At 39.3% G+C, this 14,341-nt stretch carries 15 protein-coding genes; 6 read left to right on the plus strand and 9 right to left on the minus strand.

All coding sequences use genetic code 11. The features are described from left to right. The first annotated feature begins 6 nt into the window (after positions 1-6). The 4 genes from ACQQ5U_RS00675 to ACQQ5U_RS00690 are packed head-to-tail and all read left to right on the plus strand — an operon-like array spanning position 7 to position 1,743. Positions 7-309 carry a 2TM domain-containing protein gene (locus ACQQ5U_RS00675; protein ID WP_245980563.1) on the plus strand — a complete coding sequence of 101 codons (303 nt, stop codon included), beginning with the start codon at positions 7-9 and terminating at the stop codon, positions 307-309. A gap of 2 nt (positions 310-311) precedes the next feature. Next, a complete protein-coding gene (locus tag ACQQ5U_RS00680; protein WP_437394992.1) occupies positions 312-617 on the plus strand; it encodes a 2TM domain-containing protein in 306 nt (101 codons plus the stop codon). A 1-nt stretch (position 618) separates the two neighbouring features. After that, a complete protein-coding gene (locus ACQQ5U_RS00685; protein ID WP_437394994.1) occupies positions 619-948 on the plus strand; it encodes a 2TM domain-containing protein in 330 nt (109 codons plus the stop codon). A 39-nt stretch (positions 949-987) separates the two neighbouring features. Then, entirely contained in the window at positions 988-1,743 is a 756-nt protein-coding gene (locus ACQQ5U_RS00690) for a LytR/AlgR family response regulator transcription factor (protein WP_437394996.1), read from the plus strand. A gap of 87 nt (positions 1,744-1,830) precedes the next feature. Here the strand turns inward: ACQQ5U_RS00690 and ACQQ5U_RS00695 are convergent, their stop codons facing one another. Further along, complete coding sequence (locus tag ACQQ5U_RS00695; protein ID WP_437394998.1) at positions 1,831-3,024, minus strand: LETM1-related biofilm-associated protein; 1,194 nt, start codon at positions 3,022-3,024, stop codon at positions 1,831-1,833. A 233-nt stretch (positions 3,025-3,257) separates the two neighbouring features. Beyond that, positions 3,258-3,797 (minus strand): mechanosensitive ion channel family protein, encoded by a 540-nt coding sequence (locus ACQQ5U_RS00700; RefSeq protein WP_437394999.1) that lies wholly within the window; start codon positions 3,795-3,797, stop codon positions 3,258-3,260. Positions 3,798-3,865: 68 nt separating this feature from the next. On the opposite strand from ACQQ5U_RS00700, the gene ACQQ5U_RS00705 reads away from it, so the two are divergent. Then, a complete protein-coding gene (locus tag ACQQ5U_RS00705; protein WP_437395001.1) occupies positions 3,866-4,846 on the plus strand; it encodes a CorA family divalent cation transporter in 981 nt (326 codons plus the stop codon). 121 nt (positions 4,847-4,967) lie between these two features. After that, positions 4,968-5,618, plus strand: a complete 651-nt coding sequence (locus tag ACQQ5U_RS00710) for an OmpW/AlkL family protein (protein ID WP_437395003.1) — start codon at positions 4,968-4,970, stop codon at positions 5,616-5,618. Positions 5,619-5,696: 78 nt separating this feature from the next. On the opposite strand, the gene ACQQ5U_RS00715 is transcribed toward ACQQ5U_RS00710, so the two are convergent. The 7 genes from ACQQ5U_RS00715 to ACQQ5U_RS00745 all read right to left on the minus strand — a co-directional run bounded on the left by ACQQ5U_RS00715 (position 5,697) and on the right by ACQQ5U_RS00745 (position 14,315). Further along, positions 5,697-6,494, minus strand: a complete 798-nt coding sequence (locus ACQQ5U_RS00715; RefSeq protein WP_437395886.1) for an anti-sigma factor — start codon at positions 6,492-6,494, stop codon at positions 5,697-5,699. 2 nt (positions 6,495-6,496) lie between these two features. Further along, the gene (locus ACQQ5U_RS00720) at positions 6,497-7,024 is read right to left on the minus strand and encodes an RNA polymerase sigma factor (protein WP_437395005.1); all 528 of its coding nucleotides are present in this window, start codon (positions 7,022-7,024) and stop codon (positions 6,497-6,499) included. Between the two features lie 76 nt (positions 7,025-7,100). Beyond that, positions 7,101-7,724, minus strand: a complete 624-nt coding sequence (locus tag ACQQ5U_RS00725) for a hypothetical protein (protein WP_437395007.1) — start codon at positions 7,722-7,724, stop codon at positions 7,101-7,103. A gap of 104 nt (positions 7,725-7,828) precedes the next feature. Then, positions 7,829-8,416, minus strand: a complete 588-nt coding sequence (locus ACQQ5U_RS00730; protein WP_437395008.1) for a superoxide dismutase family protein — start codon at positions 8,414-8,416, stop codon at positions 7,829-7,831. Between the two features lie 75 nt (positions 8,417-8,491). After that, complete coding sequence (locus tag ACQQ5U_RS00735) at positions 8,492-9,184, minus strand: DUF2490 domain-containing protein (protein WP_437395009.1); 693 nt, start codon at positions 9,182-9,184, stop codon at positions 8,492-8,494. After that, positions 9,181-11,100, minus strand: coding sequence for an alpha/beta fold hydrolase (locus ACQQ5U_RS00740; protein ID WP_437395010.1), 1,920 nt, complete (start codon positions 11,098-11,100; stop codon positions 9,181-9,183). Before ACQQ5U_RS00740 ends, ACQQ5U_RS00735 begins: the two co-directional genes overlap by 4 nt. A gap of 5 nt (positions 11,101-11,105) precedes the next feature. Next, on the minus strand, positions 11,106-14,315 hold the full coding sequence (locus tag ACQQ5U_RS00745; protein WP_437395011.1) for a WD40/YVTN/BNR-like repeat-containing protein: 3,210 nt from the start codon (positions 14,313-14,315) through the stop codon (positions 11,106-11,108). Between the last annotated feature and the right edge of the window lie 26 nt (positions 14,316-14,341).

Consider the following 14,341-nt stretch of genomic DNA (forward strand, 5'->3'; position numbering starts at 1 on the left):
AACACAATGGAAACTTCAGATAAAGAAAATAAATATATACGGGCAAGGGAACGCGTAGAAGAACTCAAAAAGTTTTATGGTAACCTGACCTCTTATGTCCTGGTAATTTCAGGATTGGCCCTGATCAACTACTTTACCAATCACTTTGCTTACGCTTGGTTTTTATGGGCCGCTTTTGGTTGGGGTATCGGAATTGTTTTTCATGCCATTAAAACATTTGACCTGAACCCGTTTTTTGGTAAGCAATGGGAAAAACGCAAATTAGAGGAGTTCATGAGGGATGATGAGCAAAACAATAAATGGAAGTAATCATGGAAAATATAAATAAAGAAAAGTACGATAGGGCAAAAAAAAGGGTGGACGAAATCAAGGGTTTTTACATTCATTTGACCATTTATTTGGTGATAAACACCTTTATTTTGATCAATTTATATCTAAATACCGATAGTTTTTGGCAGTGGGAGCATTTCATCACCTTGGTCGCCTGGGGCATCGGAATACTTTTCCATGCCTCTAAAACCTTTGGATTTAACCCACTGTTGGGAAAAGGCTGGGAAGAACGCCAAATCCAGAAATATATGGACGAGGACAAAGAGGAAATGAACAAGTACAAATAAGATGATGACAGATAAAAATATAGCCAGGGAGACCGCTAAAAAGCGAGTTAAAGAACTCAAAGGGTACTACAGTCATATTACCATTTTTGTCATCGTTAATGGCATCCTGTATCTTCTAAAGACAGGTGTTTTGACTTCCTTGTTGCCCGAAGCATTCCCAAAAGAATCTTATTACTACGATTGGATAAACGCTAATGTGATCATTTGGGCCCTTATTTTGGTGGTACACACACTGATCTTATTTCGGGATAAATTTACTTTTGTTAAAAAGTGGGAGCAACGCCAAATCCAGAAATATATGGATGAAGATAATGGCGAAACGTATAAATAAGCATAAATACCGAACACGAAAACACCAAACCACAATTACATGAATGTCCTAATCATTGAAGACGAAAAACCAGCAGCAAGACGGTTGTCCAGATTGCTCTCAGAAATGGAAATTGAGGTCTCTAACATGTTGCATTCCGTGGAAGATTCGATAACCTGGTTTCAAGAAAATCCACACCCCGACTTAATCTTTCTCGACATTCAATTGTCCGATGGACTTTCCTTTGAAATTTTTGATGTGGTCGAAGTAAAAAGTGCCATCATTTTCACCACGGCTTACGATGAATATGCGCTCCAAGCATTCAAATTGAATAGCATTGATTATTTGTTAAAACCGATAGATGAAGAAGAGCTTGAAAGTGCCGTAAAAAAGTACCGAAATTTTAAGCCTGAAAATCAAAAAATACCCATCGATTTTGAGGACATAAAAAAGCTTTTGGTAAACCCCTTGGAGAGGGAATACAAAAAACGATTTACAGCGAAGGTTGGTCAACATATAAAAATTATAAATGCCGACGAAGTGGAATGTTTTTATAGCGAAAACAAGGGAACTTACGCCGCCACTTCGGACGGAAGAAATTATTTATTGGATGCCACTTTGGAACAGTTGGAGGAGGAGTTGGAACCACAAACTTTTTTTAGAATCAGCAGGAAGTTCTACGTGAACATCAATCACATAGATGATATCATTTCATATACAAATTCAAGGCTTCAAATCAAATTTAACTGCTTTAATGAGCACGAAGTGATAGTGAGTAGAGAACGTGTAAGGGACTTTAAGTTATGGTTAGAGTGAGTGGCGTTAAAAATCTGAATATCAAAATATAATAATATTAAAAAACTTACTATAAGTTTTTCTTATAGTGAATTTTTTACATTAAAATCACTGGTTTTCCTCAATACGATTATCATCAAAAGCTGAGGGGAGTAATTTAGGTATCAATTTAATAAAAATCGGTAAAAGTACTGCTCCACCAGGTAGCATAAAAATGGCCAAAGAGGGAATACTTTTAAAAATATCCAGCAATTGATTCTGTACTTTTTTCTTCTCTTCAGCATTCAAATCTTTTACCGTTGACTTCGATAAAAGTGCTACCAACTCCCTACTTTCGGTAAGCTCTTTTTTTAATCTTTTGCTATTTCTAAGAATCAGTTTACTTACATTTTTGGACATCCCATCATAGAATTGAACGGCCAAATTTTTGTTGCTTAAATAGGCGATTTTTTCTTTGTTCTCTTCAAAGAAATATTCCACAAATTCCAGCTCCAATTCCACCTCTTTTTTGGACTTGTCAAGATTCTTTCCCAAACCAAAAATATAGTCTGTTTCGGTGTAGTCCAAAGTCTTATCTTCCCATATGGTCAAGCAGGCCATATCCAAAAAATAATCCCTTTCGTTTGCAGTGAAATTTTGGTTCAATAGATCGGAAAAATCACCGTCATATTTTGCTTTATCAAGATCTACATAAGTTAAAGATGATCCCAACAATTGAATCAGTTTTGCATCCGAATCATGGGTCTCTTTGGAATTGAGTGCATGGTAGACAATGTTGATAGTGACATACTCCAAAAGCTGGGCGTGTTCCATCATATTTTTTTCGCCCCTGAGATAAATTATGAAGATGAGTATATCAACATACAGTAGGGAGTTGGTCAAACTATTTCCAAGGGCCCTACTAAAAGTATTATCGCTTAAATAGATTCTGGAGTCGATTAATTTTTCCAGTTGCGATACTGTTTTGGACCCGGTCAATATCTTGTTAAGGAAAGAAATTCGACTAACATCCAAAGATTGGTAATACTCAAACACTTTATTGACGAAATCTTCAAAATCAGTCTTTCCTACTTCAAAAGTATAGGTAAAGTATAGAGCGGTCAGTAAATTGATTTTAGCAATTTCATCTTCACTCAAGGTGTGCTCCACTTCAATAAAGGAGGGTATGTTTAAATGAACGCCGTAAACGAACCCACTTTTTTTGAGTTCCCTGTACAGACTATTGAAATCTTCAAATTTTGAAGATTCTTGTTCTACGAGATGACCAAACTTATTGATCCAACCGGAGGCAGAAGGGTTCATTTAAATGTATTAGCGGGTCAAAGTAAAACAATTTCTCTGACTTTAATTATCCTAAGGATACGACATCGATAAAAAACCGTTAGGATAATTTGATACATCAAAACCACCCCATCTCAATAAAGGTTCCGTAGGTGAGAGTGAACGAAATTTAAAAAACAAGCTTGGAAACCTTTAAGGCTTCAACTGGGTTGATGTTTTTAGGTACGCCATGGTGTTAAAGCCATGGTGTTTTTTTATTCGTTGGAAATTACTTCCTCGGCATCTGTTTTTTTCTCTTTTAAAATTTCTATTCCTTTTTGAATGACCAAATTGGTAGGTATGGTTATCTGCTTACCATCGTCTGTTCGCATAAAAAGATAAAAACCGCTTATATCCTCAACTTTGCCGGTCCAATCAAAATCTTTGTCCATAACTCGTATTCTATCACCCAAACGGAGAGGGTGATTAAAAAAAAGAATCACACTCGCCGTTAAATTGGACAAAATGGACCATTGGGCCACAAAACCAACACCCAATATGGCCAAGATGGAGGATACGAACACCGAAAAATCTTTCCAATTCACGCCCCATATCAACGAAATGCCCATGAATGCTACCAAATAGAACAGTAAGTTGATTAAATAAAAAATAATTTTTCTACTGTTCATGTCAATGGCACTTGTTCTGCCAAATCGTCTAATAGCTCTTTTACTCAAAGAATTCAGGGCAATAATTATAGCCAAAAGAACAACGGTAAATAAAATCTCGGATTTGAAGGACATTGGATCAATCATAGTAGTTCTGTAAATTTGGATTAACTTATGGTTCTAAACTACGAATAAACCCTTTCACTTTCTAAGCCATGAAAACAGATTTCGAAGAAAATTCATGGGTGATAAATTACTCACCGGACAATTATTATAACCGAAAATTCTCATTACAGGAAGACCTGCAGTTGTCCAAGGGAGATAAATCCATTACTTGGGTTAATACCTACGGTTTGGAATATATGGAGGAATTCAAGCGAATGGTAGATGGTAATGGTCTGGATGATTTTTTACTTCGATTATTATTGAACCAAAAATTGGGGAACAAGGTAATCGTATTGGAGGACCAACTATTTATAGCTGCCCGAATCTTGAAAACTGAGCATCATAATATGGAATCCGAACAAATGTATTTTGTAATATCCAAAGACTTTAATTGGTGCATACAAGAAAAGCGGGGTGACCATTTCGATTGGATTCGGCAACGGATATTTGAAAACAAGGGCATTATAAGGAAAAAACGGGCGGATTATCTCCTGTTCTTTATCTTGGAAACCCTGATAATTAATTACAAGGACAAATATGAGGAGAGCGTGGTGATGGAGAATGCATTGGATGCCATTGTAAAACGAGAGCCTACACCGGAGTTTATGTTCGAGGTGGAACAGAAAAAGGCTTTGATTCAAGATTTTAAAAAGGCTTCGCATGGTCTAAGAGATATCATCATCAAGTTGGAAAGGGTAGAAGTAAAAGGGTTTCAGACCAAATACTTTAGCGAACTTAGGGAGCAAATAAACGGTTTGATTACAGATATAGACTCCGATATTATGGAATTGGAAAGTCAAATTAACTTGTTTTTTAGTGTACAAGGCCATAGGTTGAACGAAGTAATGAAGACCCTTACCATTTTCTCGGTGGTGTTTATTCCCCTCACATTTATGGCGGGTATTTATGGTATGAACTTCGAAAACATGCCAGAATTGAAATGGCCCTACGGTTATTTTACCCTTTTGGGGTTGATGCTCATGGTCACTGTAATTTCCATCATCATTTTTAAGCGAAAAAAATGGTTTTAGCCTTCTTATTTTCCTCATAAACAGGTTGGATAGGATATTACTCGTTTTTATCCAATGATAAACATCATATTCTTGGCAATTGTCGCTCGGTAGATTTGTCTCATCATTTTAAAATTAAGACATGATGAGAAAAAAAATACTAGTAGCAGTAATGGCTTTAATGGGGTTGTCCAATTTGGCAATAGCACAGGATGCCCCAGCAGATAATGGAAGCAAATGGCAATTTAGATTGAGGGGAATTGTGGTCTCTCCCGACGAAAGTGCCGATATTGAAGCCATTGGGGGAGATGTTGATATTTCCACTTCCGTTGTTCCCGAGTTCGACATTACCTACTTTTTTGATGATAATTGGTCTTTGGAACTAATCTTGGCCACCACTAAACACGATGTTGAGGCTGTGGGTACTGCTGCAGGTGATATTGATTTGGGAAATGTATGGTTATTGCCCCCTACGCTTACGGCCCAGTACCATTTTACAGGAGGTGATTTTGTTCCTTATTTAGGTGCTGGTCCCAATCTAACCCTGTTTTATGGGGTTGATGAAGGTCCTACCGCCGATGATGTTGAGTACGATACAGCTGTTGGCTTTGCATTACAAGGAGGGTTTGACTTTATGCTAAACGATAAATGGTTCTTGAATCTGGACATTAAAAAGTTGTTCTTGAACACTACCGCCACTGTTGATGCAACTACTGCTTTAGGAGCTACTGTGGATGCTGATGTGGACATCAACCCATGGGTATTCGGTGTTGGTGTAGGTATTAAACTTTAATATTCGATTGTTTTTTTAGGTAATTTAAGTTTTGAAGGCAGTTTGGTTTATCCGGCTGCCTTCTTTTTTTGCCCAAATTTAGGAACCTACCGCACCTAAGGTGTACAATTGTTCCAAGGTTGGGGTTTTGCTACCTCCCTCAGGTTCCAACGTAATACCAAAGGCTTCAGATTCGTTTGCGTTTTCCAAAGTAAAGAGCTTGGTGTCCTGCGACGCAAAATCATCCAACAATCCGATACTGGTAGGGGTGAGCGGGTCCAATTTTAATGACCATACTTGATAAGTGAATCCATCAGGTGGTTCGGGAAGTCCTTGTGCGTCAATAATCACCTTTTGTTCCTCTTTGTTCCAATACGCTTTTGCGTAAGATGAAGGGGACGCCGTTTGTCCTCCAAGAGCGATTACGGTTACATTTTTATCCCTTATTTGTTGTAATAAGGTTTCTTTACTGGTAATTTCTTCTTGCGTATCGGTTAGGATATTTTCCAAGCTTTGCCTTTCCTGATTGGTAAGCTCTATCTCGGACTTGAGTTTGGAGTTTTCCGTATACATCCAGAACAAGCCTATTGCCAATAAAACAGATGCCGCCCAACCCAAATAACTGCGCCATGGAGTTCCCTTGCCAGAAGAAGCTTCGGGCGTGAACGGAATTATATCCCTTATTTCTGCTTTTACCTTGGCAAACCCATCTTGTGGCATTTTTGGTGAAGCTGCCCCTGTAAGTTTGAGAATGGCCTTCTCAATCTCCTCAATTTCTTTCTTAATTTCCGGATACTGTATGGCATAGTGTTGCACCTCAAGATTTTCTTCAGGGGACAGTTCTCCAGCAACGTAGAGTTCCAATATTCCAGACGCTATGTACTCTTTCACATCTATGCTCATGCCATATTTTTTCTAATGTTGGAAATACAGCTTCTAATCCTTGTTTTTATCGTGCCAATGGGAGTATTTAGCTCCTTGGCAGCTTCCTTTTGTGTATATCCCTTAAAGTAAAGCATATCTATTAGTAAAATGCATTTTTCTTTTAGCCCTTTTAAAAGGGATTGAAGACCAATGGTGTCCATTTTACTGTTTAAATCCTCACCATTTTCAAAAATACCTGCGAGAGAATCCGCAGGAAGGTTCTTTTTTTGGTTTTTATGGGTTTTGGAGCGCACTTCATCGATAGCGGCGTTCCTGGCAATATTCAATATCCACGTAAAGAAACGACCCTTTGAAGTGTCGTACTGCTCCGATTTTTCCCAAATTTTCCCAAAAACATCTTGACAAATCTCTTGGGAACGCTCCGAATCTTTGATAATTACATTGATTGCCCCACAAATATTTTCAGCATACATGTTATACAATGTCTCAAAAGCGACCGTATCCTTTTTCTGAAATTGTTGTATGAGGTTGTCCAGATCCATTGAAGTTGGCGAAATATATAAAAAAAGAGCTGCTCGTGGCAGCCCTCTTTATAAATCTTTGTTGAAAAGCTATTGCTTATTTCTGCTCCAATAAAACAGAACCTTCAATGGCAACATCTTCCCAAGTTTTGCTGACACCATCGGAACCAGTGTGCAATATCTTGCATGCTTCGTTCAAGGAAGCCAAGGCGTCTAAAGCATTCCATTGCTTCAAGTCCATAACTCCTGAGAAATTTACATGGTTGTCCTCCGTGATTTCATATTCCATTGGAAGTTCGGTAGACATTCCGTTCATGCTCAACCGTACAGCACAACTTTTATCATCCTTAAAAGTAAAGGTACCTGTAATCGATTGGGTCTCTGCCATTTTATCAAAAAAGAATTCAATGATTTTTGGATCCCTTGTCTTTGTTGGGTCATTGGTAAAAAGGCTGCTCACTGGAATGGAGAATTCTAGGCCATCCAATGTTTCCATTGGAGTTTCACCAGCGGCGTATGTCAATTTAACTTCTTGAAAGGTACCACCAACGGGAACTTTGTCTGAAGTTTTGTAAGCGGTAAACCGAACATTGGTAGAATCCTCTACTATGCTATAGGTTGCAACCGCTTCTTCTGTCTTTTCTTCTTCTTTTTTTGTTTGTTTGCAGCTGAAAGCGACTACCAGTGATAGCCCCAATACGGCAATTTGAATTTTTTTCATTTCGGATTTTTTAAATTTAGGTCCAAGTTAGGCAATATTTAAAGGGGTGTCAATAAAAAAAGCTGCCCAAAAGGACAGCTTTTTACTTTGGTGTTTTTAAAATATTATTGAATGATTCCTGTACAAGCAATTCGTGTACCGGCAGCACCCGAAGGTTGCGAAGTGTAATCATCTGTTCCTTGATGGACAATTACAGCTTTTCCTAAAATATCTTTTTTCTCATTACCGCAGCCAATACACCATTCGTCCGTGGAAAATTCCACGGTGGCGTTCCCATCTGCGTTTGCTGTGAAATTACCAATGTCACCTTTGTGATATCCATCTTCGGAGCCCCATTTTCCATGTGGTTCATGGGTGGGGTTCCAATGTCCTCCGGTAGATTTTCCATCGGATGAAGAACAGTCGGCTTTTTCGTGCAGGTGGATAGCATGTTCACCTTCATCGAGTCCTAAAAAGGTAGCTCTCATGATTACTTCTCCTTCATTTTGGGTAAAAACAACTTCACCGCTTACATTACTATCGCTTTTGGGTTCCATTGTGAACGTAATGACTTCCGGGTCAATTTGCTCTGCAACTTGTTCAACGGTCTCCTCAACCTCTTCGGCTGTTTCTTCGGCTTCCTTTTTTGCTTGTTTACAACTAAAAGCTGTTATAAATAGTAGCGCTATCGCTGTTATTTGTACTTTTTTCATTAAAATGAATTTTTATGATTAGCCTATAAACTAGTCATTATATATACCCAAGTCAAGCTATTTACCAATGGATTTTTAAGGTTTCTCCTTTTTGAACAGTCCCCTTAAATCAGGATTGTAAAAAACACCAATTTGTAAACGGTCATATACCGCATTGGCAAATTGGTTTCTCAAGTATCCAAATTGAATACTACTGTTTTCAGTAATATTAACTCCTAGCGCACCATACAATCTGTTTTGACCAAACAAATCATCTTGAAGGTTAATGAATAGTTCATCATAAAAATTCAAGAAAAAAGTGTCCGTTAAAGGCAATGTCATTTGAATGCGATAACGAGCCCTGTGTTGGGTGTCAGTGGTTTCTCCAAAATCCAGAAAGCGTTGCTCCAATCGGTATCTGTGCTCAAAAAACAATTCCCATACCTTATTTTTTAGAATAAACTGTTCAAAGATTCGATGCTCTTTCAAATTCACCTCGCCATCAAACTCATAAAAATTGGTATCGGTGTCTATAAATCCATAACCGGCTGTTGCAATAGCATTTGGATTGATATGGTAGTTGAGACCGGTTCGCAATAATAATTGGTTGAAGTTGCTTGTGGTTTCATAAAGCCTAAACTGGGCTTCCGTATGCACACTAAAACGTTCCGAAACCTTGTTGGTCCCAAAATACATATACCACGCACCCGTTTCATCCTCTCCGGGTTGTTGGGCATTTACGTTCACTAATCCAAATAAGATAAAAAGGCCTGCTATTTTTCTGATCATTTACTCTCTTCTTTTATTGGGGTACTTTGTTCTTCTTTTAAATACTCGTCCAAAAACTCTAAAATTTTACTGTATGCCGTGATTTGATTTTCTTTCTTCACAAAACCGTGCCCTTCATCTTCAAAAAGCACATATTCCACGGGAACCCCATTTTTACGGACTCCTGCCACAATTTCATCGGATTCTGCTTGCAGTACTCTTGGATCTTGCGAACCTTGAAGCACAATCAAAGGTTTCGTAACATTATCCGTATGGAAAAGAGGGGAAATCTGCTTTAAACGAACAGAATCTGCACTATATGGGTTTCCTAACTCTTTGTAAAGTGCATCTTTAAAGGATTCCCACCATGGCGGTATGCTTTTTAGCGTTCTTATCCAGTTGGTGACCCCGAACAGGTTCACACCTACATCAAATTCCTCGGGAGTGTAGGTCAATGCGGCCATCGTCATATAACCACCGTAGGATCCTCCGATGATTCCAATTTTTTCACCATCAATTTCGGGCTGTTGAGCCAACCAATTTTTGCCTTCTACACAATCCTTAAGGTCTTTGTCACCATGGTTTAAATCGTCCATTTGGTAAAAGGTCTTTCCATATCCGCTACTTCCTCGGTTGTTTACTGCTAAAACTGCATAGCCATGGTTCACCAAATATTGGATGAAGGAGCTAAAGTTTTGGCGGGATTGACCACCCGGCCCTCCGTGCACCCAAACCAAGGCAGGAACCGGATTTTCTGCGGTTGCCTGATGGGGCGAATAGTAAATGGCAGGAATTTCCAGTCCATCAAAAGATTTATAACGTACCACTTTTGCTTTTACCAAGTCCTGACCCTGAATTTCTGGATTCAACACATCGGTCAATTTTTTCTGTTCCTTGGTTTCTAGATTGTATACGTAAAGGTTAGAGGGTGTATGCGAACCTCCTGCGTAAAAACGCATCATAGTTTCATCATCGGAAAAGCTAACACTTGTAACCTCCATGTTTTCCACAGTGGGCAAGTCTATATTCTCCCCGGTAGCCACATCCATTACTTCAATGGTATTTTTTGCATCCTCGTTAATGTAGGTTACTTGGTAGGTTCCATTTTGGGTAAAATAACTTCCTGAAATATCCCAATCACGCTCCATGGCCTTTTCGTAGGATTCATCGGCAATCGTATATTTCATCAAATAGGAAAACTCGCTACCATCGTCAGTGGTGTAATATAGGGCAGAGCCATCAGGAGAAAAATCCTGTGGAGCGTTTCCACTTTGGTTTTTATTGATTTTCATCAATTCATCAGACTCCAAGTTGAATAAAAATAAATCACTATCGTTAGTGTTGATGGACTTACTTAATGCCACATATTTTTCATCAGGTGAGACTACACCAACATCATACCCGTCATCATTTTGAAACACCAATTCCGAAGTCAAGGTCTCTAAATCCATCTTGTACAAATCCATAAATCGACTTTCCCTTTTATTGGAACCGTAAAAGAATGCGGTTTTGTCCTCTGACCATTGATAAAAAAGAGATCGTGCCCCTTCTTCTGGCGTCAGGTCTTTATGACTGCCATCAGTATCTCGAACAAAAATGTGATAGATTTCATCCCCATTATTATCCATACGGAACAACATTCGCTCATCTTTTGGAAAATAGGAAATAGCGAAAACAGAAGAACTGTCCGATTGTGTAATAGGCATCATATCACCACCCGAAGTTGGAATGGTGTACATATTGTAAATACCAGAACGGTTACTCGAAACCAACAGTTTGGATTTGTCCGGTGAAAAACTGCCTCCCCTGATGGATTCGTTGTCCATCATTTGGGAGATGGTATAGGTCTTCATCGTTTCGGCGATGGAAAGTTCCTTTTTCTCTTCTTTGCAAGCCCAAATACTTGCAATTAGGGCAATGGCCAATATTTTTCTCATGTTTTTTACTTTAGATTAAAGCTTTCTGTTTCCTTAAAAGGAGAAAGGTCCAATGATTCAATGGAAGTTCGGTACGATTTCCATTTTTCATTAAAGAATGCATTGGTTTGGTCCAATGCAGCCTTTAGCTCTTCCTCGGCGAACTGAATCATTCTCCTTTCAGTTGTCGTAATCCCTGATTTTCTAGAACCTACATAGTAGGATGCATTGCCCAATCTAGACATTACATTAGGTTCGGGATTTCTAACAATACCCTGGCGTTTATCATCTTTGCCAAGATAGAGTACTACAACGGAATCAATCTGTTTTACGATTTCTTCCGAGGCTTTAATTTGTTCTTTGAACTTATCCTTGTCCAATTCTTTAAGTTCTTTTTTGAACTTGTTTGCTAAATCTTTGCTTTCAACCAATTGTTTTACGGCATCTGCAGCGGTTTGTGTGTAGCCTTCCAGCTTTTTACTGGTTTCGTACACTTCGTTGATGGAGGCCATGTTAACATCCAACCTTGGATCTGTTTTCACGGTTACCGAGGTTGAATCGGACGTTTCGCCATAAATAACTTTCACTTTGTAAGTGCCTGGTTTTACATTTACACCACCGCGTTCACGGTTGTTTTTTCTGATGGTTCTTGATGGTCTGTCCGGTCCTTTTTCATCCAAGTTCCAATAAATTCTGTGGAAACCTGCTTTTTCAGGAGTTTTGTATTTCAAAGTTCTAATGAGTCTATCGCCATCATAAAACTCAAAGAAGATGGAATCCTTGGTTTTTTCTTTGGACTTTTCTTCGTCAGCTTCTTTTTCATCGTCTTCCTTTTCATCCTTTTTCTCTTCTTTGGCCTTTTTACTTCCTTCTTTAAGGTAGTAGGTAATCATGGCGCCAGATTCCCTGTTTTCTCCACTATAAATGGCATCACCACCAAAACGGCCTCCGGTAGGTTGTTGATAAGCCGCTAGGTATGCGTCTGGACTATCGAACAAACTAACTTCTTTCTGTAAGATGGAAGCGTTGCCGGCCAATTTTCTCAAAGGACGGATATCATCCAATACCCAAGCGGCCCTTCCAAAAGTTCCGATCACTAAATCCTGCTCTCTTGGGTGAATTGCCAAATCTTTAGTGGAAACTGTTGGGAAACCTTTATTCCATTTTTTCCAATTACTTCCTGCATTTAAAGAAATATAAAGGCCATCATCCGTGCCTAAGAACATGAGGTTTGGATTTTCTGGGTCTTCAATTATGGAAAGCGTGTAGCTTTCAACATCATTTTCATCTACGATTCGAGTCCAAGTTTTACCATAATCTTTGGTTCGATATGCATAAGGCGTATAGTTAAACCTTCTATAGTCATTGGCAACCAAAAGAGCTTCACCTTTGTTATTGTTTGAGGCTTTGATTTGTGGAATCCAGCTTCCTGCTGGTAGCCCTTTGATGTTCTTGGTTACATCTATCCAAGTTTGTCCTCCATTAAGGGTGTAATGCACGCGGCCATCATCCGTTCCCACCCAAAGCATATCTTGCTCCACGGGTGATGGTTCAATTACAATAATGGTACAATGGTTTTCAGCCCCAGTGGCATCCATGGTCAATCCGCCACTTTCGCTCTGTTTTTGTTTCTCTTTGTCGTTGGTGGTCAAATCTGGGGAAATCACTTCCCATGTCAATCCTTTATCGGTGGATTTATGTACAAACTGACTTCCAAAATATACGGTGCTGTTATCAAAAGGGTCTTGGCCAATGGCAGCATTCCAGTTAAATCGAAGCATGGTGTCAGCATCGGGTGGGGTAGGGCGTACAATATATCCATCCCCCGTTTTCCAATCGTAACGGCTCACAAATCCTTGCTGGCTCATGGCGTAGCCATATTGGCTATCATCCCTGTCCGGAACTACGTCGAACCCATCGCCAAAGGCGATTTCTTGCCAATAACTATTTCTAATCCCCTGTGCTTTCCAAACATAAGCAGGTCCTCTCCAAGAACCATTATCCTGCATACCACCATATACATTATAAGGATATTCGTTGTCAGTACTGATGTGGTAGAATTGAGCAGCAGGTAAATTGCCTATAAAACGCCATGTTTTACCTCCATTTTTGGTGATATTGAGTCCGCCATCGTTTCCATCCATCATAAACTGGCCATTTTTCGGATGAATCCACCAGGCATGATGGTCAGGGTGAACCCCATTGTCAACACCATATGCGGGCATCAATTGGGTGAAATTTTTTCCACCATCTTCAGAAACATTGATATACGTAAATACAGAATAGACTCGATTTTCATTTTGAGGGTCTACATAGATTTCAGAATAGTAGAACGGCCGATTACCAATATCGCTCTTATCATTGATTTTTTTCCATTTGAAGCCACCATCAGTTGACTTGTACAAGGCATTCTTTTTGGCTTCTACCAAGGCATAAATAATATTGGGTTTGTTACTGGCGATGGCCACACCAATTCTTCCCAAATCCCCTTTGGGCAGGCCATCATCGGCGGTCACTTTTTTCCAAGTCTTACCACCATCATGCGTAATGTGCAATCCACTGCCTTCACCACCTGAGTTAAAGAACCATGGTTCTCTTTTGTGTTCCCACATGGCAGCAATCAGTTTGTTTGGGTTTTTTGGGTCCATTACCAAATCGGCAACACCAGTTTTGTTGTTTACAAACAATACTTTTTCCCAAGTTTCGCCACCATCGGTAGTTTTAAAAACACCTCGTTCCGGGTGTTCGCCCCAAGGGGAACCAATGGCTCCTACATATACTATATCTGGGTCTGTTGGGTCGATAATTACCCTATGGATGTGCCGTGTTTTTTCCAATCCCATGGATTTCCAGGTTTTACCCCCATCCAAGGACTTATAAACGCCATATCCTCCATTCAAGCTATTTCTCGGGTTTCCTTCTCCAGTTCCCACCCAAATTACGGACGGATTGGATTGCTGAATGGCCACAGCACCTATTGAAGCTGTCACTTGGTTATCAAATACTGGCTCCCACTTGATGCCACCGGAAGTAGATTTCCATAACCCGCCCGAAGCAGTTCCAACGAACATAACATCTGGATTGGAATGGACAACATCTATCGAAGTCACACGACCACTCATTCCAGCAGGACCGATATTTCTTGGTTTCATATCCTGAACCAAGTCCATGTTTAATTCTTGTGCTGTAATACTTGTTGCAATTAGCAAGAAAAAGAGAAAAATTGATTTTTTCATTAGTAGGGTTTATTATTTTGAGTTTA

Origin of the sequence: Flagellimonas lutimaris (genome assembly GCF_051494225.1) — a bacterium.
In the GTDB taxonomy this organism is placed as follows: Bacteria; Bacteroidota; Bacteroidia; order Flavobacteriales; family Flavobacteriaceae; genus Flagellimonas; species Flagellimonas lutimaris_A.